17 protein-coding genes and 1 pseudogene are annotated in these 24,801 nt (G+C 60.1%); 5 read left to right on the forward strand and 13 right to left on the reverse strand.

Annotated features, from left to right (window positions below; genetic code table 11):
- Nucleotides 1–12: 12 nt before the first annotated feature.
- On the reverse strand, nt 13–900 hold the full coding sequence (gene galU / locus FP2506_RS09850) for a UTP--glucose-1-phosphate uridylyltransferase GalU (RefSeq protein ID WP_007067318.1): 888 nt from the start codon (nt 898–900) through the stop codon (nt 13–15).
- 217 nt (nt 901–1,117) lie between these two features.
- Here galU and FP2506_RS09855 point away from each other — a divergent pair, with 217 nt between their 5' ends.
- Entirely contained in the window at nt 1,118–2,356 is a 1,239-nt protein-coding gene (locus FP2506_RS09855; RefSeq protein WP_007067319.1) for a lytic murein transglycosylase, read from the forward strand.
- Nucleotides 2,357–2,433: 77 nt separating this feature from the next.
- On the forward strand, nt 2,434–3,870 hold the full coding sequence (locus FP2506_RS09860) for an SGNH/GDSL hydrolase family protein (protein ID WP_007067320.1): 1,437 nt from the start codon (nt 2,434–2,436) through the stop codon (nt 3,868–3,870).
- Nucleotides 3,871–3,981: 111 nt separating this feature from the next.
- On the opposite strand, the gene FP2506_RS09865 is transcribed toward FP2506_RS09860, so the two are convergent.
- From FP2506_RS09865 to gltB, 3 genes and pseudogenes are all read right to left on the reverse strand, one after another.
- On the reverse strand, nt 3,982–5,436 hold the full coding sequence (locus FP2506_RS09865; RefSeq protein ID WP_007067321.1) for a glutamate synthase subunit beta: 1,455 nt from the start codon (nt 5,434–5,436) through the stop codon (nt 3,982–3,984).
- A 376-nt stretch (nt 5,437–5,812) separates the two neighbouring features.
- On the reverse strand, nt 5,813–6,448 hold the full coding sequence (locus tag FP2506_RS09875) for a glutathione S-transferase family protein (RefSeq protein WP_007067323.1): 636 nt from the start codon (nt 6,446–6,448) through the stop codon (nt 5,813–5,815).
- 197 nt (nt 6,449–6,645) lie between these two features.
- Nucleotides 6,646–11,271, reverse strand: a pseudogene (gltB, locus tag FP2506_RS09880) (glutamate synthase large subunit); the annotation flags it as partial.
- A gap of 459 nt (nt 11,272–11,730) precedes the next feature.
- On the opposite strand from gltB, the gene FP2506_RS09885 reads away from it, so the two are divergent.
- Entirely contained in the window at nt 11,731–12,789 is a 1,059-nt protein-coding gene (locus FP2506_RS09885; RefSeq protein WP_007067325.1) for a threonine aldolase family protein, read from the forward strand.
- 61 nt (nt 12,790–12,850) lie between these two features.
- Nucleotides 12,851–13,078 (forward strand): Rmf/CrpP family protein, encoded by a 228-nt coding sequence (locus FP2506_RS09890; RefSeq protein ID WP_007067326.1) that lies wholly within the window; start codon nt 12,851–12,853, stop codon nt 13,076–13,078.
- A 130-nt stretch (nt 13,079–13,208) separates the two neighbouring features.
- Here FP2506_RS09890 and FP2506_RS09895 read toward each other — a convergent pair whose 3' ends face one another.
- Nucleotides 13,209–13,676 (reverse strand): Hsp20 family protein, encoded by a 468-nt coding sequence (locus tag FP2506_RS09895; RefSeq protein ID WP_007067327.1) that lies wholly within the window; start codon nt 13,674–13,676, stop codon nt 13,209–13,211.
- A 619-nt stretch (nt 13,677–14,295) separates the two neighbouring features.
- On the opposite strand from FP2506_RS09895, the gene FP2506_RS09900 reads away from it, so the two are divergent.
- The gene (locus FP2506_RS09900; RefSeq protein WP_007067328.1) at nt 14,296–15,417 is read left to right on the forward strand and encodes an alpha/beta fold hydrolase; all 1,122 of its coding nucleotides are present in this window, start codon (nt 14,296–14,298) and stop codon (nt 15,415–15,417) included.
- A 39-nt stretch (nt 15,418–15,456) separates the two neighbouring features.
- Here the strand turns inward: FP2506_RS09900 and FP2506_RS09905 are convergent, their stop codons facing one another.
- From FP2506_RS09905 to FP2506_RS09940, 8 genes are all read right to left on the reverse strand, one after another.
- Nucleotides 15,457–16,443 (reverse strand): type II secretion system F family protein, encoded by a 987-nt coding sequence (locus tag FP2506_RS09905; protein ID WP_007067329.1) that lies wholly within the window; start codon nt 16,441–16,443, stop codon nt 15,457–15,459.
- A 63-nt stretch (nt 16,444–16,506) separates the two neighbouring features.
- Nucleotides 16,507–17,514 (reverse strand): type II secretion system F family protein, encoded by a 1,008-nt coding sequence (locus FP2506_RS09910; protein ID WP_007067330.1) that lies wholly within the window; start codon nt 17,512–17,514, stop codon nt 16,507–16,509.
- Nucleotides 17,514–19,028, reverse strand: coding sequence for a TadA family conjugal transfer-associated ATPase (locus tag FP2506_RS09915; RefSeq protein WP_007067331.1), 1,515 nt, complete (start codon nt 19,026–19,028; stop codon nt 17,514–17,516). The genes FP2506_RS09910 and FP2506_RS09915 overlap by 1 nt, the downstream gene beginning before the upstream one ends.
- Before the next feature lie 84 nt (nt 19,029–19,112).
- The gene (locus tag FP2506_RS09920) at nt 19,113–20,396 is read right to left on the reverse strand and encodes a CpaE/TadZ family protein (RefSeq protein ID WP_007067332.1); all 1,284 of its coding nucleotides are present in this window, start codon (nt 20,394–20,396) and stop codon (nt 19,113–19,115) included.
- Nucleotides 20,390–21,082, reverse strand: coding sequence for a CpaD family pilus assembly protein (locus tag FP2506_RS09925; RefSeq protein ID WP_007067334.1), 693 nt, complete (start codon nt 21,080–21,082; stop codon nt 20,390–20,392). Before FP2506_RS09925 ends, FP2506_RS09920 begins: the two co-directional genes overlap by 7 nt.
- A gap of 17 nt (nt 21,083–21,099) precedes the next feature.
- Complete coding sequence (locus FP2506_RS09930) at nt 21,100–22,734, reverse strand: type II and III secretion system protein family protein (RefSeq protein WP_007067335.1); 1,635 nt, start codon at nt 22,732–22,734, stop codon at nt 21,100–21,102.
- Nucleotides 22,731–23,552 carry a Flp pilus assembly protein CpaB gene (gene cpaB / locus FP2506_RS09935; protein ID WP_040489713.1) on the reverse strand — a complete coding sequence of 274 codons (822 nt, stop codon included), beginning with the start codon at nt 23,550–23,552 and terminating at the stop codon, nt 22,731–22,733. The genes FP2506_RS09930 and cpaB overlap by 4 nt, the downstream gene beginning before the upstream one ends.
- A gap of 196 nt (nt 23,553–23,748) precedes the next feature.
- Nucleotides 23,749–24,714, reverse strand: a complete 966-nt coding sequence (locus FP2506_RS09940) for a phosphatase PAP2 family protein (protein ID WP_007067337.1) — start codon at nt 24,712–24,714, stop codon at nt 23,749–23,751.
- Nucleotides 24,715–24,801 lie beyond the last annotated feature (87 nt).

Genomic DNA, 24,801 nt, shown 5'->3' on the forward strand with positions numbered 1-24,801 from the left:
CAGGTGGTCAGTTCAGCCACGTGGCTCGACAGTCTCCATCAGCCGCTCGATATCGTCTATCACCTTATCGCGGATATCTGCCCGCCAGAGCGCGAAGGCGATGTTGGCCTCGATGAAACCTTCCGGTGAGCCGCAGTCGAAGGTACGACCCCTGAAAGGATAGCCGGCAAATTGCTGTTGCTTGAAGAGGGTCTGCATGCCGTCAGTCAGCTGTATCTCGTCCCCCGCTCCACGCCCGGTCTTCTCGAGGATCTCGAATATTTCCGGCTGAAGGATGTAGCGGCCCGAAAGGTAGAAGTTTGACGGCGCGTCTTTGGGTGCAGGCTTTTCGACCATGCCGGTTATGCGGAAGCCGTCACCGATGGGTTCTCCCTTGCCGACGATGCCGTATTTGTCCGTTTCGTTGGGGTCACACTCCTCGACGGACAGGACGTTCCCGCCGTTGCTCTGATAAAGCTCCATCATCGAGGCGAGGCAGCCCTTCTCGGCCTGCATGATCATGTCCGGAAGGAGAAGCGCAAAGGGCTCATTACCGACGAGTTCGCGCGCGCACCAGACCGCATGACCAAGCCCGAGCGGGGCCTGTTGTCGAGTAAAGGAAGTGGTGCCGGGCGGTGGTTGGAGATCGTTCAAAATCTTCAGCCTGTCGGTCTTCCCCTTCTCCGCAAGGCTCGTTGAAAGCTCCATCTGAATATCGAAATAGTCTTCGATCACCTCCTTGGAGCGGCCGGTCACAAAGATCATGTGCTCAATTCCGGCCTCGCGCGCTTCGTCGACGACATACTGAATGATCGGACGGTCGACGACCGTGAGCATTTCCTTCGGTATCGATTTCGTCGCCGGGAGGAATCGCGTGCCAAGACCCGCGACCGGAAATACAGCTTTGCGCACACGCTTCATTGATAGACCTCCAGATGTCGTCATGCCGTTGCAGCCTGAAGAATAGGTTCTCGCCTGAAAAGGCAAAGCCGTCTCTCTTTCGCCGAAAAAAGCTGCAACTGACCATGCCGGGGTGAGGAGTATCTTATCGAAGGGCTCCTCAGGGTAAACGAAACGTCAACGCACTTCGCGCATCGTATCGAATGATATCGAGCAATCGAGGGAAACGCTTGAAGTCATGAAGTATTTCGGAAACTTCCAAAAGAAATTGAGAACACTCGGCGCGGCCCTGGCCGTTGCGGTCGCGACCAGCCTGGTGCCGGAGGCCGCTCAGGCCGATGCTGGGTTCCGCAACTGGATCCAGTCCTTCGAAAACACGGCGGCGCAGAACGGCGTGCGCCGTGACGTCTATCGCGCCGCGTTTTCCGGCGTGACGACGCCTGATCAGGACGTTCTGGAGAAAGCCCGGTACCAGCCGGAATTCCAGTCCAAGGTCTGGGATTACATCGATAATCGCGTCAACGAGATGCAGGTCCGTACGGGCCAAGCCTACCGGAGCCGATTGTCCAGCTGGCTCGATCGTATCGAAAGCCGATACGGCGTCGATCGCGACATCCTGCTCGCGATTTGGTCGATGGAGACCAATTACGGGGAAATCCTGAAGCGCGACGATGTGATGAAGAGTCTGCCGCGTTCGCTGGCGACACTCGCCTATCTTGATAAGCGCCGTGCCAAGTTCGCGCGTGAACAGTTGATCGCAGCACTCAAGATCGTTCAGGACGGCCATGTCTCGCCTTCCAACCTTCAGAGCTCCTGGGCCGGAGCCATGGGCCACACCCAGTTCATTCCGACGAGCTACCGCGCCTATGCTTCGGATATCGATGGCGATGGTCGTGCCAATATCTGGGCCTCTGTTCCGGATGCGCTTGCGACGGCCGCCAATCTCCTTCGGAAGAATGGTTGGCAGACCGGCAAAACATGGGGCTACGAGGTTCGTGTGCCGGCGCAGTATCGCGGGGGTCGGCTCGAACGGGACAACCGGACGATCAGCCAGTGGGCTTCGCTCGGCTTCACGCGCGCCGATGGCCGCCCGCTTCCGAATGTCGGCGATCGCGCCAACCTCGTCCGTCTCGCCGGCGACAGTGGTCCAGCCTTCCTCATGATGAAGAACTTCTTCGTCCTGAAGAGCTACAACAATGCCGACAAATATGCGCTGGCAGTCGGCATGCTGGGTGACCAGATCGGCGGTTACAGTGGGCTGGTGCAAGACTGGCCGCGCGGTTACACCCCACTTTCCATGGACGAACGCTTCGAGCTTCAGAAGCGTCTCGCCGCCTTGGGGCTTTATGATGGCAAGATTGATGGTAAGATTGGATCGGGGTCAAAGGGCGCGATCACCGCAATTCAGAACCGGGCTGGAATGCCGGCGGATGGCAATCCGTCCAAGGCTGTGCTGAACTATCTGCGCCAGAACTAAAGTCGCAGGAACGATCAAAGCTTGGCATGGCTTTCGCGTGCGTTAGCCATGTCGAAATCCGGAAGGAAGCGAGACGAATGACCACTTTCGCGACCCGACGCGCCCGTTTCCGATCCGCTGCACTGCGTGCGCTTGCAGCCCTCGTGGCAGTCGCGGTGGCGGTCACGGGAATTCTACCGGTGCAGCGCGCGGAGGCACAACAGCGTCCACGGACGATCGTCGACATGCTGTTCGGCGGCGGCGGCAGCAACGCCGAACGACCGCGCCGGGTCATCAAGAAGCGCGTGATCCGGAAAAAGAAGGCAACCAGGAGTCAGCGCTCCGCGACACGAAAGAAGCGTAACGCGAACCGTAAGACGCGTTCGAGCCCGCGCAATGCCGTTCGTTCCGCTCCGGCACAGGCAGCTCCGGCGGCGGCCGCCGTTGCTGACGATTCTGAAAAGAACGACAACGCCAAGAAAATTCTCGTCGTCGGCGATTTCATGGCCGATTCGCTGGCCGACGGGCTTATAGAGTCCTTTTCGGACGACGACATGGTGGTCGTCACTTCGAAGACGAACGGTTCCTCGGGCCTCGTCCGCAACGACTTCTACGATTGGGGCGAGCAACTCGGTCCGCTGATCGATGAGGAAAAACCGGACGTTCTGGCGGTCATGATCGGTGCCAACGACCGACAACCGCTCCGCCTCTCAGGTTCGACGCTCTCGGTCCGCTCCGACGGCTGGACCGCGGAGTACGAAAAGCGCGCGACCGACATCGCCAAGATCGCCGAAGAAAAGAAAGTTCCGTTGATCTGGGTCGGCATGCCGTCGTTCAAGTACGACTCCATGAGCGAGGACATGGTGTTCTTCAACGACATCTATCGCCGGGCGGCCGAACGTGTTTCGGGAGAGTTCGTCAGCATCTGGGACGGTTTTGTCGATGAGAATGGCGACTTCGTCTACTCGGGGCCGGATGTGAACGGTCAAACGACGCGCCTTCGAGGCAGCGACGGGCTCAATATGACCGATGCGGGCGAGGAGAAGCTCGCCTTCTTCACGGAAAAAGCTCTGCTTCCGATCCTCGGCGAGGTCTCACCCGACATCGCACTCGACGCCAAGTCCCTGCCGACGATCCAGCTTCAGCCGCTGTCGAACGCAGCGAGCGCCCAGGTTGCGGCGCCGGTCGGACTGAACGATCCTGGTCTCGACGGCAGCGAAGCGCTGCTCGGTACCGGGTCGAGCCAGACCGCGTTCTCGCTTGAAATGTCGCCCCGCGACCGGCTGGTGCTCAACGGCGATCAGGTCAACAGTCGTGAGGGACGAGCCGACAATTTCGCCTGGAGTACGAAGTCGAGCGCCATCCGAAGCGATCCTCCGATCGTCTATCGCGGTTCGATTGATCTCAAAACGATCAACGAGTCTGCTGGGATCGAGCCACCAAAGGAAATGCCTTCGATCCTCGATGCGATCATCGAGGACTGGCAGACGGGCGAAGACGAGGAAGCGAGTGAACCACCGGCTTCGTCCGGGTGACCGGGCTCATCATTGACGAATGCTGTGACGCTGACAGGTCTTTGCCATCTTAGACGCGAACGGGCGGTCAGAAGCCCGCCCGTTATGTTCAGGATATGGTTGCGTCGAGCCCTAGAGGGGCAAAGTCGTGTGGCCCATCAGGGCAAGATCGATCGAGCGCGCCGCCTGCCGGCCCTCGCGGATCGCCCAAACCACCAAGGATTGGCCGCGGCGGATATCGCCCGCGGCGTAGAACTTGTCGATCGACGTCCTGTAGTCGCGGTCGTCGGCTGCGACTGAGATGTTGCCTCGGCGATCCGCATTGGTCTTCAGCGCATCCTTCAACTCGGCCATGACCGATGTTTCGAACGGACCAGCGAAGCCGATGGCGATGAAGGCGAGATCAGCCTTGATGATGAACTCCGTGCCCTCGATAGGCTGACGCTTCTCGTCGACCTCGGCGCATTTGACACCCGTGAGAACGCCATCTTCACCAACGAAATCGAGCGTCGCGATCTGGAATTCGCGCACCGCGCCTTCGGCCTGTGAGGACGAGGTGCGCATCTTCGTCGCCCAGTAAGGCCAGACAGTGAGTTTGTTCTCGCGTTGCGGTGGTTGCGGACGAATGTCGAGCTGGGTGACTTTCACTGCGCCCTGTCGAAAGGCCGTGCCAACGCAGTCGGAGGCCGTGTCGCCGCCGCCAACGACAACGACATGCTTGCCGCCGGCCCAGATCTCTTCCTGCGGCCAACCAACGCTTTCGGAGTTCTCACCGCCGACACGCCGGTTCTGCTGAACGAGATAAGGCATGGCGTGGTAGACGCCCGAGAGACCGTGATCGGGAATTCCGGAATCGCGCGGCTTTTCGGAACCTCCGCAGTAGAGGACGGCGTCATATTCCGAAAGAAGCGAGTCTACCGTTTTCTCGACACCGACATTCACGCCGCAGAAGAAGCGCACGCCCTCGGCTTCCATCTGCTCGACACGCTTGTCGATGTAATGTTTTTCCATCTTGAAGTCGGGGATGCCGTAGCGCATCAGGCCGCCCGGCCTGGACTCTCGTTCGTAGACATGAACGTCGTGACCGGCGCGCCCCAACTGCTGCGCGGCGGCCATGCCGGCAGGTCCAGAACCGACGACAGCGACGCTTTTTCCAGTCTTTGCCTTCGGTGGCTGGGGTTGGATCATGCCAAGCTCATACGCCTTATCGGCGAGCGCCTGCTCCACCGTCTTGATCGCGACGGGTGCATCCTCGAGGTTCAGCGTACAGGCTTCCTCACACGGCGCAGGGCATATGCGGCCAGTAAACTCGGGGAAATTGTTCGTGGAGTGAAGATTGCGGATCGCCGCTTCCCAGTCTCCCTGGTAGACGAGGTCGTTCCAATCGGGAATCTGGTTGTGGATCGGACAGCCCGTCGGGCCATGGCAATACGGGATGCCGCAATCCATGCAACGCGCCGCCTGCTTGGCGACCTCTGGCTCCGACATCGGAAGCGTGAATTCTTTAAAATGTCGGATACGGTCGGAGGCCGGCTGGTATTTCGGCGTCTGCCGATCGATTTCAAGAAAGCCGGTTACCTTACCCATGTCCGTCTCTGTCCACCTCGGTTCCAAATCCGCACACCTTCCATAGGGGGTGCACTGCACAAAGTGCGTTGGGGTTCTTCTAAAGGGATTTTCGCGCTCGCGTCAGCCCCGGAGGCAATTCTCCGTCCGCAAGTTCGGTACGCGCGAGAACTCTTTCTCGTTGTCTGTCACCAAAACAACATCGAGCGCAAGCGCGTGCACCGCGACAAGGGGATCGTTCCAGACGATCAACGTGCCGCTATGACGCAGTTCAGCGCGGGTCCTACCGTTGATGAGATCTGCGGGCGGGTCGAACCGCCCAAGCGAAAACTGGCATATGCCAAAGGCATCTGCCAGTCATGTTCGCTTTCTGCGGTGTGAGAAGATGCTGGAAGAATCAGGACGGATCGGTCGCCTTGAAACTCTCGCGGTTGGAAATCAGCTCCCACCAGGCGGACAATCCGTCGATCTCGTTCAGGAACTCGTCCTTGTGCGGCGTCATGGTGATGTAGGCGACGATCGGCGCGAGATAGAGATCGGCGATCGAAATCTGCTCGCCGGCGAGATACTGGTCGCCGCCCTTGATCTTCATCAGCTGGGTCAGGGCGTGCTTGGTGTCCGAAATGCCCTGCTTGTGGGCTTCGTCGTTCTTGCCGCCGACGAAATCCGGGAAAAGGTGATAGGCGACGACACCGCCGATCGCTGGGCCGTAGGTGTAGGAGTCGACGATATTGGTGACCATGTCCATCCGCGCCCGGCTCTTCGGATCGGAGGGAATGAGCGCGATCCCGGGCAGGACTGCATCGAGATACTGGCAGATCGCAGGCGTTTCGTAGATGCGAAAATCCTTATGGTCGAGCACCGGAACCTTGCCGAAGGGATGACGCTGGCGGTGCTCTTCGCTCTTCGGCTCGCCTTCGAGGACGTTCACCTGGACCTGCTCGTAATTGCCACCATGCTTCTCGGCAAACACCATCTTGACGGTCCGCACATAGGTCGAGCCGTCGAAGCCCCAGAGTTTGTAATCGGCCATTCGTTTTTTCGTCCTTCTTTGGTTTCGGCGACGGCCGCGCTCCTCGCACGGCTTTGGACCCTATCTAGGGAGGCCCTGCAATCTTGCGACGGCATGGACGCCCGATAGAGGAGCTATTCGGCGGGGCAGACAGAGAAAAAGGCCTCAGACACGCGGCGCATCCGAGGCCTTCAGAAACGAATGAGGTCAGGCCTCGCTCATTCCGCGGCGACGCCGATTTTCATGCGCTCCATCTCCTGTAGCGCGCGGCGGTATTCGACCGGCATGACCTTCACGAACTTCGGTCGGTAGTGCTCCCAATTGTCGAGCATTTCCTTTGCGCGGGTCGAGCCGGTGTAATGGAGATGGTTCGAGATCAACTGGAACAGCCGCTCGTCGTCGTGGCGCGTCATGTCCGAGGAAACGTCGACGCGGCCCTTGTGCTGCAGATCGCCGCCGTGGTGATGCAGCTTTTCGAGGAGATCGTCTTCCTCCGGCACCGGTTCGAGATCGACCATTGCCATGTTGCAGCGCTCGGAGAAGTCGCCGAGTTCGTCGAAGACATAGGCGACACCGCCCGACATGCCTGCCGCGAAGTTGCGGCCGGTCTTGCCGAGAATGACGACAACGCCGCCGGTCATGTACTCGCAGCCATGATCGCCCGCGCCCTCGACGACCGCGATCGCGCCGGAATTGCGGACGGCGAAGCGCTCGCCGGCAACGCCCCTGAAGTAGCACTCGCCGGAGATAGCCCCATAGAGCACCGTGTTGCCGACGATGATGGACTCCTCGGGAACGACCCTGGAATTCTCGCCCGGCTTGACGATGAGTCGACCGCCGGAAATGCCTTTTCCGACGTAATCGTTTGCTTCACCAGAAAGTTCGAATGTGATGCCATGGGCGAGGAACGCGCCGAAGCTTTGGCCGGCCGTGCCGGTCAGCTTCACGTGGATCGTGTCATCTCGCAGGCCCTTCAGACCGAAGCGCTTGCAAACCTCGCCCGAAAGCATCGCACCAGCCGAACGGTCGACGTTAATGATCTTGGTCTCGATCTCGACCTTCTGGCGGGCCGTGAGCGCTGCCTCGGCCTCCTTGATAAGCTTACGGTCAAGAACGTCGTCGATTGGATGCTTCTGGAGTTTGGTCCAGCGCATCTCCTCCTTTTCGGCCTTCGGCTTGAAGAAGACATTGGTGAAGTCGAGACCCCGAGCCTTCCAATGCTCTATGACCTCGCGCTTATCGAGCCAATCGGACTGACCGATGAGGTCGGCGAGCGACTTCACGCCCATCTCGGCCATCAGCATGCGCACCTCTTCCGCAACGTAGAAGAAGTAATTCACCACATGCTCCGGTGCGCCCTTGAAGCGCTGGCGCAGGACCGGATCCTGGGTCGCGACGCCGACCGGGCAGGTGTTGAGATGGCACTTGCGCATCATGATGCAGCCGGCCGCGATCAGCGGCGCAGTCGAGAAGCCGAATTCGTCCGCCCCGAGCAGCGCGCCAATGAGCACGTCGCGGCCGGTCCGCAGGCCACCGTCAACCTGCAGGCAGATGCGCGAACGAAGGCCGTTGAGCACCAAAGTCTGCTGGGTTTCCGCGAGACCCATCTCCCACGGCGAACCGGCGTGCTTGATCGAGGTCAGCGGCGAAGCGCCCGTGCCGCCGTCATAGCCCGAGATCGTGACATGGTCGGCGCGCGCCTTGGCAACGCCCGCCGCGACAGTTCCGCAGCCGACCTCCGAGACGAGCTTGACCGAGACGTCGGCCGCCGGGTTCACGTTCTTCAGATCGTAGATCAGCTGGGCCAGATCCTCGATCGAATAGATGTCGTGGTGCGGCGGCGGCGAGATAAGGCCGACGCCTGGCGTCGAGAAGCGAACCTTGGCGATGGTCGCGTCTACCTTGTGGCCTGGCAGCTGACCGCCCTCGCCGGGCTTCGCCCCTTGTGCGATCTTGATCTGCAGCATGTCGCCGTTGACGAGATATTCCGTCGTCACACCGAAGCGGCCCGAGGCGATCTGCTTGATCGCGGAGCGCTCTGGGTTGGACGTTCCGTCGCGCAAAGGCTGGAAGCGGTCCGGCTCCTCACCGCCTTCGCCTGTGTTCGACTTGCCGCCAATCCGGTTCATCGCGCGGGCGAGCGTAGTATGCGCCTCGCGAGAGATCGAACCGAATGACATGGCGCCGGTTACAAAGCGCCGGACGATGTCCTTGGCGGGCTCGACCTCGTCGATCGGGATCGGCTTCCGGCCCTGCTCCTCGGCATTCTTGATCCGGAACAGGCCACGAATGGTTTGCTGCTCGGTCGTCGCATCATTCACCTGGGCAGCATATTCCTGATAGCGCTCCCAACTGTCGGTCCTCACAGCATGCTGAAGGGTCGCCACGTTGTCGGGCGTCCACATGTGCTTCTCGCCGCGGATTCGATAGGCGTATTCGCCGCCAACCGCGAGTGAACGCGCCAGTACCGGATCGTCGGAGAAGGCCGCGCTATGGCGCTGCTCGCTTTCCTTGGCGACCTCCGCGAGACCAATCCCCTCGATAGTGGTGGCGGTCCGGGTGAAATACTTTTCGACGAATTCGGTGTTGAGGCCGACAACATCGAAGATCTGCGCGCCGCAATAGGACTGGTAGGTCGAGATGCCCATCTTAGACATGACCTTCAAAATGCCCTTGCCGATCGCCTTTATGTAGCGGGTCACGACCTCGTTGCTGTCGACTTCCGGCGGGAAGTCGCCGCGCTGGTGCATGGCGAGCAACGAGTCGAAGGCGAGATAGGGATTGATCGCCTCCGCGCCGTAGCCCGCCAGACACGCGAAGTGATGGACCTCGCGCGGCTCGCCGGACTCGATGACGAGACCCGCCGCCGTCCGAAGACCCTTGCGGATCAGGTGATGGTGGACGGCCGCGCAGGCAAGCAAAGCCGGGATCGGCAGCCGATCCGGGCCGACCTGCCGGTCCGACAAGATGATGATGTTGTAGCCGCCGACGACCGCCGCCTCGGCCCTCTCGCAGAGCCGTTCGAGCGCGCCTTCCATACCGTCGGACCCTTGCGCCGCCGGGTAGGTCATGTCGATCGTCTTCGTGTCGAAGCGATCCTCGGTGTGGCCGATGTTCCGAATCTTTTCGAGGTCGCCGTTCGTCAGGATGGGCTGACGCACTTCGAGCCGCTTCTTGCGCGACATTCCTTCCAGATCGAAGATGTTCGGGCGCGGACCGATGAAGGAGACGAGGCTCATCACCAGCTCTTCCCGGATCGGATCGATCGGCGGGTTCGTCACCTGCGCGAAGTTCTGCTTGAAATAGGTGTAAAGAAGCTTGGCCTCCCCCGACATCGCCGAGATCGGCGTGTCGGTGCCCATGGAGCCGATGCCCTCTTGGCCCGTAGTGGCCATCGGGGCCATCAAAGCGCGAGTGTCCTCCAACGTATAGCCGAAGGCCTGCTGGCGATCGAGAAGGGAAACGTCGGAACGCGAGGCTCGCGGAGCGACGGGCTTCAAGTTCTCGAGAATGATCTGAGTATTCTTCACCCAATCCGCATACGGATGAGCCTCAGCCATCTCCTTCTTGATCTCTTCGTCGGAGACGATGCGTCCCTTCTCGAGGTCGATGAGCAGCATGCGACCCGGCTGGAGACGCCACTTCTTGACGACCTTTGAATCGTCGATCGCAAGCGTGCCGGCTTCCGAGGCCATGATCACGAGGTCGTCGTCCGTTACGATATATCGGGCCGGACGTAGGCCATTACGGTCGAGCGTCGCGCCGATCTGCCGACCGTCGGTGAAGGCGACCGCGGCCGGCCCGTCCCAGGGCTCCATCAGGGCAGCATGATACTCGTAGAAAGCCTGAGTTTCTGGCGCCATCTGCTTGTTGCCGGCCCAGGCCTCCGGGATCAGCATCATCATCGCATGGGCGAGCGGATAACCTCCCTCGACAAGAAATTCGAGCGCGTTGTCGAAGCAGGCGGTATCCGACTGTCCCTCGTAGGAGATCGGCCAAAGCTTGGAGATATCGTTGCCGAAAAGCTCGGAATCGACCGACGCCTGCCGCGCCGCCATCCAGTTCACGTTGCCGCGGAGCGTGTTGATTTCGCCGTTATGAGCGATCATCCGGTACGGATGCGACAGCTTCCAGGACGGGAAGGTGTTGGTCGAGAAGCGCTGGTGCACCAGCGCAAGCGCGGACGTGAAGCGTTCGTCCTTCAGGTCTGAATAATAGCGGCCGAGCTGGTAGGCGAGGAACATCCCCTTGTAGACGATGGTGCGGCAGGAGAACGAGACCGGGTAGAAGCCGTGATCGCGGCCATCCTCTTCGGCCTGCACGCGGTTCGAGATCACCTTGCGCAGGATGTAGAGCTTGCGTTCGAAATCGTCCTCGGTCGCGACATCGTCGGAGCGGCGGATGAAGAGTTGCTGATGAACGGGCTCCGTCGCGACGATCTCCGGCGCAGTGGAGAGCGAATCGTTTGAGACCGGCACGTCGCGCCAGCCGAGGATTGACTGGCCCTCGGTCGCGACCGATTCCTCGACGATGTCGAGAATGCGCGCCCGCATAGCCTCGTCCCGCGGCATGAAGATGTGGGCGACGCCGTAGTGTCCGGGTTCCGGCAGTTCGACGCCCTGCTCGCTCATCACCGCCTTGAAGAACTCGTGCGGGATCTGAACGAGCATGCCTGCACCGTCGCCCATCAGCGGATCGGCACCGACAGCACCGCGATGGGTAAGGTTCTCCAGGATCTCGAGGCCCTTCGCGACGATCGAATGGGACTTCTCGTTCTTCATGTGTGCGATGAAGCCGACGCCGCAGGCATCGTGCTCGTTGCGCGGATCATAGAGACCAGCGCGCGTCGGACGGGTCCGATCGAAATCCGCGATCACTGCCGGCATCGGCAGATTCACGGTGAGCGCGGTGGGCGCGCTCGAAGCGCCGAGTTCGAGGGATGGCGTCATCTTCGTCATCGCGTCGTCGTCCTCTCCCGCGTCGCCGCAGCCGACGCGATTCTTCAAAAATCTTTCCTGATGGGTGACGCGGTTACGGGCCATTCACCCGGTCCGCAAGTGTCTCCATCCGCCTGAGGGCTGAAGCGGCCGTGACTATCCGGCGGCGTCCCTCGTTTGTCAGGCCTTCCGGAGCGGTTGGCTCCCTGCCCGGAAAATTATGGCAGCATTGCTGTCCTATTATCGAAATTGTGCCAGAGACGCAAGAGCCCCGCAATCGGGCGGAAAGCCGCGCAGCCAGCACTGATGCGGTGCGTGTCAGCAGCATCTTGCGCGTCGCACTGCTCCACTATACCCCGCCTTCCCATGAACTTTGCATCCGACAACTGGTCCGGCGCACACCCCGCCATCAACGAATCAATAGCGCGCGAAAGCGCCGGCATGGCGGCTGCCTATGGCGCGAGCGCCCTCGACAAAGCCGTCGAGAAACGCTTCGACGAATTGTTCGAGCGCAAGGTCGCAGTCTTCTTCGTCGGCACAGGAACCGCGGCAAACGCACTCGCCTTTGCGTCCGTCAACCGGCCGGGCGGCGTCGTCATGTGTCACCGCGAGGCGCACGTCATTGAGGACGAGTGCGGGGCACCAGAATTCTTTACACACGGCGCCCGTATGGCGCCGGTGGACGGAGCGGACGGCAAGATCGACCCGTTGAATCTGGAAAGGGAGCTTTCCCGCTTCAAACCGGATTTCGTCCACGCGGGTCAGCCAATGGCGGTATCAATCAGCCAGCCCGGCGAGGCCGGCACGCTCTATAGCCGAAGCGAGGTCGAGGCGATCGCTGCGATCACCCACGCGCGCGGCCTGACTCTGCACATGGACGGCGCGCGCTTCGCCAACGCCCTCAGCGCGACTGACATGTCGCCGGCCGAAATGACCTGGAAGCTCGGCGTCGACATCCTGTCCTTCGGCGCGACGAAGAACGGCTGCTGGTGCGCCGAAGCGATCGTCGTCTTCGATCCCGAAAAGGCGAGCCAATTCCCCTATATTCGCAAGCGCGGAGCGCAGCTGTTCTCGAAGACGCGCTTCGTCGCTGCGCAGCTCACCGCCTATCTGGAGGATGGCCTGTGGCTGCGCCTCGCAGCCCACTCCAACCGCATGGCCGACCATCTGCGTGACGGCCTCGACGCTTCGGATAATGCGCGTCAGGCCTGGCCTACAAAATCCAACGAGGTCTTCGCGATCATCGGTCGAACGAAAGCGGAAGCGCTGAGGGCTGCAGGCGCTGTCTTTTACGATTGGAACGTGCCGCACGGCATGCATGAGATTCTCAGAGAGGGCGAGATGCTTGCGCGCCTCGTAACGTCTTGGTCAACCGAACAGACGGATGTCGAAGAGTTTCTGCGCAATCTGGGAACCGCGGACTGACAGGATCGATTGTTCTCTCGATCCGCCTCGATAGACGGGTCTGACAGAAAGGAGAAATCCCATGTCGACCAGTGCATTCGACCAAGGCAAGCTCGCTTACAAAGCCAATCTTCCGATGTCGGCCTGCGAGTATCCACGCGGTTCAAAAAACAGGACCGAATGGATGGCTGGCTGGACGCAGCTCAGACGCAACGACGAAGGTAAGATCCACCCCGAACCGCAAGCGGGGATGATGACGGATCTCGTGCGGTCCACGACGCGCGCGCCAACCCATCCTCGACAGGGATGACTGATAAGAATTCGTTCCACGACTGCGGCGGCTTTTCAGTCGCCGCTATTTTGTTCCATCCATCAAGAGTAGGCCCCAAACGAAAACGGCGCCCCTTTCGGGACGCCGTTCCGTGACCTTGGGCCTGCAATCAGGCAGCCTCTGTCTCGATCTTTTTGGCATTCTGGTTACCGGCAGTCGAAATCTCGATCTTCCTCGGCTTCATCTGCTCGGGAATGACCCGCTCGAGTTCTACGTGAAGCAGGCCGTTCTTGAGGCTGGCACCACGAACCTCGACATGATCGGCAAGCTGGAAGCGCCTCTCAAAGGCCCGGCCAGCAATGCCGCGATGAAGGTATTCGACGCTGTTTTCGTTCTCCGTCTCAACCTTTTCGCCCTTGACCAGAAGCGTGTTCTCACGGGACTCTATAAAGAGTTCGTCTTCGGCGAAGCCTGCGACCGCCATGGTGATGCGATAGTCGTTCTCGCCGGTGCGCTCGATATTGTAGGGCGGGTAGGTCTGGCCGCTTTCGGGCTGCGAGACGTTATCGAGCATCGAAAACAAGCGATCGAAGCCGACGGTCGAGCGATAAAGCGGGCCAAAATCAACGTGACGCATGGGTGTTCTCCTTAAGAAGCAACGATGTGCGTGTACCTTAAACCGGTCTTAAACGCCCCGTTAGGCGGCGTTCTCCAGTGCGCGGCCCCTTTCGGCGGCCACAATGGAAAAATGGTTTTTGCCGAAATCCGGTTCAAGAGACCCTCGCGTTGGCAATTGAAAAAAATTCGCGACTGCCGAGACGATTCCCGGGGAACTCATCCGCGACAGTCCGAGTGCAAACGCTTAGCACTCGCACACGCCATTAACCCGGTATGAATACGAGCGTTCGGCCATATTCATGACCGGATAACTAGATTTAACAGCTTCGACCGGTGCGCACTTCGACGCGTCAGTCGTTTTGATATATAAGACTTAGCACCGAGCGCGATCCGTCCCGTCCCATAGACCAATGCGCGGAGGCGGCACGAAATCGGTCGCAGCGTCCCGTCCCTTCCGCTGTGGCCGCTAGAGCCGGGAGATCCCGAGCGGGACTCCCGGTTCGCTCATTTCCACGCACTGTAGTTCGGGCTACGGAATGAAGGCTTTGACGGTTTGGCAGGACCGGCGATAAGGATACTCGCCGGCCCGGAAAGGCCGGCTGTCATGACCGGTGGCACCATTTCAGTTGGTTTTTTCAATGACGGAACACAAAACGCCCGATGGTTTCGTAGAGATCGAGGGCAATCCTGCGCCGCCAAATCTCGTAGCAAGGCTGGTGACAACGACGGATGGAATCGAACTTCGTTGCGCCATCTCGAAGCCGGACGGTGGCAGTCGTGGGACAATCCTGTTGCTTCAAGGGCGAAACGAGACCGTCGAGAAGTATTTCGAAACGATGGCCGATCTGAACGCGCGAGGCTTCACGGTCACGACCTTCGACTGGCGCGGCCAAGGCGCGTCGGCTGCGCGGCGGCACAAGCCTGGAGAGAAGGCTCCGCGTCCGCGGAAGGCGGGACGGCGGATCGGCCATATCCGCCGAATGAAAGGCTACCTCGACGATCTGGAATGCGTAGTGAAGCATCTTCTCCTTCCAGACTGCCGCCCGCCTTATGCTGTGCTCGCCCATTCAATGGGCGCGCTTGTCGCGCTCGTCGCTGCAGAACAACTCGTCAATCGCATCGAGCGCATGGTCCTGACGGCACCTCTCGTCTCCCTACCAGACAGTTGGATCCCCTCCCCCCTCGTCGCCGGCGTCGCATGGATCGCGAGACTTTTCGGCTTAGGGCGTGTGCCTGTAAAACTCGGAGCGCTTCCCGGAGCGGTCGGAACGCCCGCCGACAATACGCTAACCAGTGATCCACGTCGCTTCGAGCGGAACAAACGTCTGGCGACCACTCATCCCGGCCTGTTCCTTGGCGCCCCGACGTTTGGCTGGGTCGCCAGCATGACGGGCGCAATGAAAAGGTTTGATCGCTCGACTGTCATTGCGCGACAAGCCATACCGACGCTGTTCATCTGCGCAGGATCCGATCGCGTCGTTTCGACCCGTGCCGCCGAACGGCTCGCTTGGCGCATGCGGACGGCCTCCAGCCTTACACTGCCGGAGGCTCGGCACGAGCTGCTTCAGGAAAGGGACCGCTATCGCGAGCCATTGCTCGAAGCGATCGACACCTTCCTAGGCGAAGCGATGCCCCCGCTCGGCACCGTTTCAACCGGCAAGTCTTACAGGACGGGACCGAGTGAAGGCGAAAAGTCGCCACTCTTCGATAAGCGGGATCAGATCGCCACCAACAGCACAGATGAACGCCAACCCGCCTAACGAGCGGCGAGCGAAAACACGCGAAGGAGTGATACGCCCCTACATCGCATCGATCATGCTGATCGCGGCAGGCGCCAGGATAATAGCCATCAGTACCGGTAGAAAAAACACGATCATCGGCACGGTCAACTTCGGTGGCAGCGCGGCAGCCTTCTTTTCGGCAGCATTCATGCGGAGGTCACGGTTTTCCTGAGCCATGGTGCGCAGTGCCGAACCGATCGGCGTGCCGTATCGCTCAGCTTGCGTCAGTGCGGTCATGGTCGCGCGTACGCCTTCGAGATCGGTCCGGAGGATAAGATTATCGTAGGCGGTGCGGCGCTCGGGCAGATAGGACAGTTCCGCACAGGTGAGCATGAGCTCCTCGGCGAGGGCAATCGACTGTATACCGATCTCCTCGGCAACCTTCCGGAATGAGGCCTCGATCGATTTACCGGACTCGACACATATCAGAAGAAGATCGAGTGCATCCGGCCAGGCCCGTTGGATCGACGCTTGGCGCTTGGTCGCGGCGTTCCGCAGATACATCACCGGTAGGACGAAACCGATATAGGCTGCACCAACGCAGGCTACGATTCGCATCATGAGCGGTTGCTCGGCGAGCAGTCCAAGTCCCAACACGTAAAGCGCAGCGAAGGCAAAAAGCGCCAGCGCCAGCGCGATCCGCAGGAAGAGAAACAGGGTGAGATGACGCTGGCTTCTAAAGCCCGCGACACGGAGCTTTGCGATCGTCGCGTCGTCGACAAGCGCCTTTCGCAGGTTCAGCGATGTGACGACTCGTGAAACGAAACCGCGTTCTTCGACCTGACGCAAGCTCGGCTTACCGCCCTTGTCGCGCCCTAGCCGGGCGCGTTCACGCGCCCGCATTTCGTCGCGCTCGATAGCGACCGACTTCATGCGGCTTTGTAGGCGGTTGCGTTCGAGCTGCGGCAGAACGACAGCGAGAACGCTCGCAAACACAGCAAGCGACAGGACGACGCTGAAGAAAACTTCCGGCTCGATGCCGAATATTGCGAACACGCCTTGCATTGGGATCAGCTCTTTCGGGCGGCTTTGCTGCGGACAGGCTCGTTGGTGTGATGCCTCGCGCCGTTAAATGTCGAAGTTGATCATCTTCTTCATGATCAGGACGCCGATCAGCATCCAGACGGCCGATGCGATCAACACAATGTTTCCCCGAGGATCGTGAAGAAGGACGTTGAGATAGTCGGGCGACGTCATGTAGATCATACTGGCAACAAGGACGGGGATCGAACCGATGATCGATGCGGAAGCTTTCGCCTCCATCGAGACGGCCTGAATCTTCTGTCGCATCTTCTTACGCTCGCGAAGCACTCTGGACAGATTGCCGAGCGCCTCGGAGAGATTGCCGCCCGCCTGCGACTGGATCGCGATCACGATCGCGAAGAAGTTCGTTTCGGGCAATGGAACCTGCTTGTAGAGGCGATCGCAGGCATCGCCGAGCGTCACGCCCATCTGCTGGGCTTCGACAACCTTCTGAAATTCGCTCGACACTGGGTCGGGTACGTCACTGACGACGGTTCTAAGGGTATCGTTAAGCGGCAGACCCGCTTTCACGCCGCGTACGATAAGATCGATCGCTGTCGGGAAACTGTTTGAAAAATCGTTGATCCGCTTTTTGCGGCGATTGGAAAGGAAGGCGCGCGGAAGACCAAGCCCTGCGACGACGGCAATTCCCAAAGTAGCCAGTATCGGCAATCCAAAAACGAGTGTGAGGAGAAAGGCAGCTGCGGCGAGACCGGCCGAGATCAGCCTGAACTTCTTCGCGGTGATCTTCAGGCCGGCCTGATCGATCCTCTGCTGCAGCGTCGGCTTGGCGGAATGGCCGCCGCGCTCTTTCGCTCGATCCTCTAGATCCTTGAGATTGTTCTGGAGGGCTCGACGGCGTTTAGCCTGCTCCTGCATCCGTTCCTTGGCTTCGATCACGCGCGTACGGGACGCCTCGTCGCGCGAATAGGTCGTTTTGCGGGCGGCGACACGCTTCGAAGCGGCAAGCTTCGGCTGCATGAACGCATAGGCCAGACAGCCGGCCGAGATGGTCGACAAAAGGACGAAAAGCATCATGCCGAAAGGCGTCATCAGAAGCCGTCCCTTTCATTATCCGGACTGCTTGCGTCGAGCGCCGTTGCGAGGCGCTTCTCCTCGCCATAGTAGCGGGCCTTGTCCCAGAACTTCGGCCGACCAATGCCGGTGGAACGATGCTTGCCGATGAGCCTACCGTTCGCGTCCTCTCCCTGAATTTCATAGACGAAGAGGTCCTGGGTGATAATCACGTCGCCTTCCATCCCGACGACCTCGGTGACATGTGTGATGCGACGCGAACCGTCGCGCAGGCGCGCCGCCTGGACGATGACATCGACCGATCCGCAAATGATCTCCTTGACCGTGCGTGAGGGAAGTGAATAGCCGCCCATCGCGATCATCGATTCAATTCGGTTGAGGCATTCCCGAGGTGAGTTGGCGTGAATCGTGCCCATGGAGCCGTCATGGCCTGTGTTCATCGCCTGGAGAAGATCGAAAACCTCCGGTCCGCGCACCTCGCCGACCACAATTCGTTCAGGACGCATGCGCAGGCAGTTCTTGACGAGATCCCGCATGGTGATGGCGCCCTCGCCCTCGATGTTCGGCGGGCGGGTCTCCAGACGCACGACGTGTGGCTGCTGGAGCTGAAGCTCCGCAGAGTCTTCGCAGGTGACGATGCGTTCGTGCGAATCGATATAATGCGTCATACAGTTGAGAAGCGTCGTCTTGCCCGAGCCGGTACCGCCGGAGATGACGATGTTGCAGCGGACGCGACCGATGATCTGAAGGATCTCGGCGCCCTCCGGCGTAATCGAGCCAAACTTGACGAGCTGATCGAGGGTCAGCTTGTCCTTCTTGAACTTACGAATCGTAAGAGCGGCGCCATCGAGCGCGAGCGGAGGTGCGATGACGTTGACACGGCTTCCGTCGGGGAGGCGCGCGTCGCAAATCGGCGAGGTCTCATCGACGCGCCGGCCGACCTGGCTGACGATGCGCTGGCAGATATTCAGAAGCTGCTGATTGTCACGAAACTGGACATTGGTTTCGATCGTCTTGCCGTTGACCTCGATGAAGGTCTGTTTTGCGCCGTTCACCATGATGTCCGCGATGTCGTCGCGCATCAGGAGCGGTTCGAGCGGGCCGTAGCCCAAGACATCGTTACAAATGTCGGCGAGCATGTCTTCCTGCTCGGCGATCGTCATCGCGTAGTTCTTGATCGCGATAATGTCGTTGACGATGTCCCGGATTTCCTCGCGCGCGGCTTCGATATCCATGCCTGCGAGTTGCGAAAGATCGATCGTGTCGATCAGTGCGGCAAAGACCTGACTCTTTCGCTCGTAGAATGCCTCGTCGCGCTTTCCGCTTGCACGAGGAGTTGGACCAGATTGCTTGACCGGCGCGGTGGCGGGCACCGACGGGCTTTCACGGTGGCGGCTCTCGCTCGCCGCGCGACGCGGTGGCTCGACAATTGAAGGCGCTGTAGGCTTCGGGTTCGGCGACTCGGTGGCCGAACGTTCCTTGACGTCCGCACCGCCGGGCAAACTGCTCTGATGGGTGCGTTTTCCGAACATTCAACCTCTCCGGATGTTGCATTTATCGGTCCCAGGGGGACTACGGATGAAACCTCGCGCCGTCTCGGCCGAGACGACCGGGCATTACGCCGCCTTCTTCTTGGCTTTCAGTCCGAGGCGATCGAACAGGCTCGGTTTCTTCTGGGTCTTGGCGACTCCACGACCCGTCAGCTGGTGCGCCAGCTCGTCGAAGAGCTTCGCGATCTCATGGCGGGGGGCGCTCTGGCGGATCATCATCCCACCGTTGGCGGCATTGCCAAAAAGTTCTGGGTCGAAGCCGAGTACCATCGAAGGTTTTAAGTTCAGCGGCTCGCAGAACTCCTCGATCGCGATCTCGGGCTTCTTCGCAATTCCGACCTGATTGAGAACAAGCGCGGGAGGCGCGTCGTTCGGCCTTAACTTGGCGAGGGTATCGATGATGTTCTTGGCGTTCCGCAGATTAGCGAGATCAGGGGTCGCAGTCAGCACGACCTGGTCGACCTCGGACAGGACCGAACGCGTCCAGTCAGTCCAAAGATGGGGCGTATCGAGTGCGACGACCGGGGCCGTCCGCTGCGCAGTCTCGATCAGGATGCGGTAAGCTTCCAGATCGAATTCGTAGGTTCGGTCGAGAGTCGAAGGTGCGGTCAAGAGAGAAAGATGCTCACCGCACTTGGACAAAAGGCGGTCTAGCAGCGTCTCGTCCATTTCTTCGTAGGAGGTAAGCGCCTCGAACATGCCCTGGGGAGGATCGCGATCGAAATCGATATTCGCTGTTCCGAAGGCGAGATCGCAGTCGGCGAGGATGACCTCGATCTCAAAGAGCTGGGAGATCGACCACGCCACGTTGTGCGCGACGGTCGACGACCCTACCCCGCCACGCGCTCCGAGAAAGGCGATCGAACGTCCGAGAGGCTCGGCGTTCTCGGCGGTGAAAATGTCTGAGATGGCCCCGATTACATCCGCCAGTGAGATCGGCGCAACGAGATATTCGGAGATCCCGCAACGCATCAGTTCGCGGTAGAGATGAACATCGTTGAAGTGCCCGATGACAACGACCTTCGAGCCCGGATCGCAGACATCTGCCAGTCTGTCGAGGGCTTCCATGAGCTCGACCGGGTCCATTCTTGTCTCGATGATTACGAGATTGGGCGTTGGCGAACTTGAGAAGTGGTCGAGCGCAGCGCGATGGCCTCCCATGTTGACCTTGAAATTGGCTTTTGCGACGCGACGGTCCTTCGCAGCGTTCTGAAGAGTGGCGCAGACGGCGTCACTCTCGCAGAAGGCCTGGATCGAAACGCGCGGGATCGGGCGCACGTTCTCTACGACTTCGGCGCTGTCGAAGTCTTCGGCCGTCTCGGCTGCCTGATGTTCGGAACGGTTTACCATCGGTACTCGCTCTCCATGGAGGTCTGTTCGGAGGTGAAGCGCTCGCCCGAGCGGTATTTCTCGATCACCTGATCGCGACGTTCGCCGTCGACCGGCCCCATGCCACGCGGCGACAGGAGATCGCGCGGATCGGCGATCTGGGCAGCGAGGTTCTGCTGGGTGGCGCAGCCGAAATTGGCGTAGTTCTTGTTCTCGTGCGTGCTGTTGAGATCCTCCGGCCAGCGACCGCAAGGACCGGTCTGAGCGACGAGCGTCGAGAACGTCAGGCGGATCGGGGTCGGCCCCAGGGCATCGTGCGCAGCATAGCTTTGCATGACGATCTGCTCGCGTCGGACGCCGGCCTTCATTAGCGTCCGGATCGCCTCGTGCGAGATGCTCGAGGCGGCGACGGCATTGCGCGATCCGTAGGGAACGAGGACCGTCATCGTATCGGCGCCGGAGCGGCGGAACCGATGGGCGAAGTCCTCAATCCGTCCGCTATCGGACATTGCGAGTTTTTGGTCGGAGGTCACCACCGGGATGTCGATCGCTTCGTCGGCTTCCGAGACCACGATCGGATGGCGCGTGCGATAGTCGTCGGGAACCGAACCGACCTCGATGTGGTGAACGTTGCCGCAGGCACCCAGCGCGAGAGCGATACCGACGAGGGAGGCTGTGGCCAGCGGCCGGATGATGGACTGCATCATGGTTCGAAAACTCCGGCCTATTTGTAAATGTAACCGACTACGCCGTGATACCGGCCAGGCGGAAGCTTGGTTTCGGAATGGCCGTAGACGCGATTAATTTTGCCTAGGAAGTTGCTGGCGCCGTCGCTGGCGAACGCAAGACCATCGTCGGGACGAGCGAGCGCTTCGCGGGCGACGGGGCGCACCAGGTAGGGCGTGACGATCACGACGAGTTCGGTCTCGTAGCGCTGGAAGTCGCGGCTGCGGAACAGGGAGCCGAGGACCGGAAGCTTCGACAGGCCTGGAAAACCCGAGACGACCTGCCGGACCTCGTCGCGCACGAGACCGGCGATGACGAGAGATCCGCCCGAAGGCAGTTCGACGGTGGTGTCAGCGAGACGCTTACGGATGCCGATCCCTGTAACACCTCCATCGAAACCACCCGACGAACCAAAGGGGGTTTCGAACGTGGGCTCCGATACCGACGTGCGTACTTTCAGACTTATCCTTCCCGGCGACAAAACAACGGGGGTGAAATCCAACCCAATTCCGTATTCGATCGTCTTGGTCTCGACCGTTCGTACGTCGCGTGTCGCCGGGACTTCTTCGTAGATTGCGCGGCCATCGCCATCGAAACCTTTGAATTCTCGTTTCGCCTCTTCGCCGTAATCATAGCTTTGTCCGGTGGGGAGTAAGAATTCGCCTCCCACCTTGAAGCTCGCGCTCTCGCCGGAGATCGCCGTGAGATTGGGCTCGGCCAGTGTCCGCATCACGCCGGCCTGATCCATGGCGGAGAGTTGCGCCCTGATCCCTGTATCTCCGATAGTGCCGGCAAGGCCGAAATTCGAATTCGAAGCCGCCTTCCCCAGGCCGAACGGATTGTCGATCAGCGAACCGAAGGTCATTCCGTCGATCACGGAACTCGTCGCCCCATTCAGCCCAAGTTGCTTGATGATCGAGCGCTGCACCTCTGCCACCGTCACCTTCAGCGTGACCTGGTCTTCTCCCTCGATCTGCAGGAGGTTGATAATCTGGCTTTCGCGGCGGGTTTCGCTGGCGAACGCGACGTCGCCGTTCGAGCCTTCCGACTCGCCGCCAGCCGAAGCCGAGCGAATGTATTGGCCGGTCGTCGCCTCGCCACCTGTGAGATAGGCGCTGGCGATCTGGCTGACCCGCTTGGAATCGAGGGGAGTACGCACGCGGCCGGTCAGAACGACGTTGTCGTTCATGATCTCGACCTTCACGTCGGAGTCCGGGACGTATTTGGCAATTGCCTGAGAGAGTCCGGCGATATCGCGCTCTATCTGGATGTCGATCGAAGCAATCTGCCGATTGGCCTGGTCAAAGACGATGAGATTAGTCTGGCCGACCTGCTTACCGAATAGATAGATGTGGCGCCGATCGCGAGTCAGGGCATCAGCAATCGAAGGATTCGCAACTAGGATGTCATGTGCGTCTGCCGACAGAACAAGCACCTTCGACTTGTCGAGGCCAAGCTCGATCCGCGTATGCCCTGCGCCGATCTGGACGACGTTCTGCTCTGCATAAGCCGTCTGAGTCAGAGCGAGCGGGGCTAAAGCAATGGCTGCCGTAAGGCCGAGCGCTCGGAGAAAGGGTCGGATCGACATCGCACGCTCCTCGAACTTCTGGAGTGAATTAATTGAGACGCTCATTCGGGGACCTTCACGTCTTCGACCTTGCCGTAACGAACGATGCGCACCGGGCCGCGCCTGGCCTTCTCCTCTGCGAGAAGAAAGGCTGCGTAGCCAGGCGAGCCTGGGATCGAGTCAGCAAGGGACCGCAGTGACAGGACGAACCGGTCTGCGATCTGCTGGGCGGCCGTGAGGGCTTCGGCCTGTTCGCCGTCGACTTCGAGGGTCGCGACTGAGCCGACGACGTTGCGCTGACCTTCGGCGTCTTCGATCGTCTGGTCGATCGCGAGCACCCGAAGATTGCGCAGGACAGTTTCAGTGAGAATTTTGGCGTTCGCCCCACCGTCGCCCTCGACCCGCCGGGTCATGATGACGTCGACATGGTCGTTCGGCAGAATGAAGCCGCCTGCTGCCGTGGCTGCAGCGATCTGCACTGCGACAGCCCGTTTGCCGGCAGGCAGCAGCGCCGACATAAAACCGGAATCGGACTGGATCAGCTTGCTGCTGCGAACAGGCTCGCCAGCGAAGAAGGCCTGGCGCGCGATCGAGCCGTTCAGTTCGTCAATGGCTTCAGGCCTGTCGTTCTTGAGAATAAAGCCTTCGCCGATCCCGTCCACTGGCCATTTCTGCCACGAGAGGCCGTTGTCGAAACGCATTCCCATGGGGACATCGCCCGAGGAGATCAGGACGTCCTCCAGCTTGACGGGCGGCTGAGCCGGAGCCGCAGTGATGATGACGGGTTCCTGCTGCGAGGGCGTGGAGACTTTGAGGGCGAGGAGACCTGCGCCAATCGCGGCCAGAGCGGCCACGCCGACGACGATGATTTGGCTTCGGTTCATCGATAACTCCCGCGTTTCCTGCGGCATCCCACAGGTCTTCGCGTCGTTATCGCCCGGCAATCCTCAATGTATGGTTAATCAAGAATGAAAAATCTCCGGGAATCGACACTGAGCTGGGGTCAGCGCGGCTCACAACCCTCGAAACGGCCTTGCGGAAGCCGACTTCTCACTCACAGGCCAGAAGCCTGGCCCCACGCTAGCTCTCGACGAAGAAGGATGCGTTCGCGGCGGCGCCCAGCCTTCGGCGGCCCTTTAGGGAGAAGCGCGCGATAAACATGTCCGCAACTCCACGTGACAAGAAGAACATGACGATGCCCCCGAATACATCGAATAAATGGTGGCCACCGTGTATGACTACCGCAGGCATCATCAGCAAATTCAACGCGAGTGCGAAGGGAAACAACCACTTCACCGAACGAGCGAAAGAAATCGTCATCAAAGCCAGCACGGTGTGAAATGAGGGGAATGCTATGAGACCCAGACTTTGCCAAGGATCAATTCGATCTGGCCCTGAGGCGTATAGCTCCTTCAGGGCGAGACCGTAGTCGGGTCCGACAACCGGAGCTATCCGTGCGACGATGCCTGCGTCCAATTCGTAATACGCCATGGTCCCCAAGCTCGGAAAAGCGGACCAGAATGCCACGACGCCGACCGCAGAGACAGCGAAGGTCAACAGGAGGCGATCGAGCTCGAGCACTCGACCTGAGAGCCCCAGAATGGTGACGAGGATCGCGAGTTGACACATCGTGCTCTGGTAGACGAGGCCTAGAATGTGACAGAAGACCGGATATCGGCTCGCCACCTCCATCACCGAGGGCCAATGGAAACCGATAAGGGCGTCGATCCGAACTAGAAACTCATCGTATGGAGCTACCTGCAGCGGCAAGGTCAGATAATTCACGATCGAAAGGGTCGTCGTAAAGAGCATGAGCAGCCCAACGCCGATGGTCGTGCAACCAATGCTTTGGCTGCGGCCACTGACGCGGTAACTCAGGCCTGTAACGATCAAGACGAGACTACTGACCGCAACGATACACACGACCTGCGTTTCGATATGTACTTCTCGACCGATCTGCAGGTAAAATCCAATGGCTGCCGCTAGTCCGATAGCAGTTGCTACAAGAGACTCCGACGATCTGAGCCAAGGTGCTGACGAAATCATGTTGAGGCCCTCCTCGAAGATCGATACTTCTCACCCGAAAAAGCGAACTCGCTAACGTGACGCAGGCTCGTGCTTCCAAACCAGTCG

The sequence above is a fragment of the Fulvimarina pelagi HTCC2506 genome, assembly GCF_000153705.1.
Lineage (GTDB): Bacteria > Pseudomonadota > Alphaproteobacteria > Rhizobiales > Rhizobiaceae > Fulvimarina > Fulvimarina pelagi.

Bases quoted from the DNA above. Each gene is read 5' to 3' on its own strand.
- FP2506_RS09875 (WP_007067323.1), bottom strand. From the start codon at position 6,448: ATGGCCGATTACAAACTCTGGGGCTTCGACGGCTCGACCTATGTGCGG.
- FP2506_RS09900 (WP_007067328.1), top strand. From the start codon at position 14,296: ATGACGGAACACAAAACGCCCGATGGTTTCGTAGAGATCGAGGGCAAT.
- FP2506_RS09920 (WP_007067332.1), bottom strand. From the start codon at position 20,396: ATGGTAAACCGTTCCGAACATCAGGCAGCCGAGACGGCCGAAGACTTC.
- FP2506_RS09940 (WP_007067337.1), bottom strand. From the start codon at position 24,714: ATGATTTCGTCAGCACCTTGGCTCAGATCGTCGGAGTCTCTTGTAGCA.
- FP2506_RS09930 (WP_007067335.1), bottom strand. From the start codon at position 22,734: ATGAGCGTCTCAATTAATTCACTCCAGAAGTTCGAGGAGCGTGCGATG.
- FP2506_RS09905 (WP_007067329.1), bottom strand. From the start codon at position 16,443: ATGCAAGGCGTGTTCGCAATATTCGGCATCGAGCCGGAAGTTTTCTTC.
- FP2506_RS09915 (WP_007067331.1), bottom strand. From the start codon at position 19,028: ATGTTCGGAAAACGCACCCATCAGAGCAGTTTGCCCGGCGGTGCGGAC.
- FP2506_RS09910 (WP_007067330.1), bottom strand. From the start codon at position 17,514: ATGACGCCTTTCGGCATGATGCTTTTCGTCCTTTTGTCGACCATCTCG.
- cpaB (WP_040489713.1), bottom strand. From the start codon at position 23,552: ATGAACCGAAGCCAAATCATCGTCGTCGGCGTGGCCGCTCTGGCCGCG.
- FP2506_RS09895 (WP_007067327.1), bottom strand. From the start codon at position 13,676: ATGCGTCACGTTGATTTTGGCCCGCTTTATCGCTCGACCGTCGGCTTC.
- FP2506_RS09885 (WP_007067325.1), top strand. From the start codon at position 11,731: ATGAACTTTGCATCCGACAACTGGTCCGGCGCACACCCCGCCATCAAC.
- FP2506_RS09865 (WP_007067321.1), bottom strand. From the start codon at position 5,436: ATGGGTAAGGTAACCGGCTTTCTTGAAATCGATCGGCAGACGCCGAAA.
- FP2506_RS09925 (WP_007067334.1), bottom strand. From the start codon at position 21,082: ATGATGCAGTCCATCATCCGGCCGCTGGCCACAGCCTCCCTCGTCGGT.
- galU (WP_007067318.1), bottom strand. From the start codon at position 900: ATGAAGCGTGTGCGCAAAGCTGTATTTCCGGTCGCGGGTCTTGGCACG.
- FP2506_RS09860 (WP_007067320.1), top strand. From the start codon at position 2,434: ATGACCACTTTCGCGACCCGACGCGCCCGTTTCCGATCCGCTGCACTG.
- FP2506_RS09855 (WP_007067319.1), top strand. From the start codon at position 1,118: ATGAAGTATTTCGGAAACTTCCAAAAGAAATTGAGAACACTCGGCGCG.
- FP2506_RS09890 (WP_007067326.1), top strand. From the start codon at position 12,851: ATGTCGACCAGTGCATTCGACCAAGGCAAGCTCGCTTACAAAGCCAAT.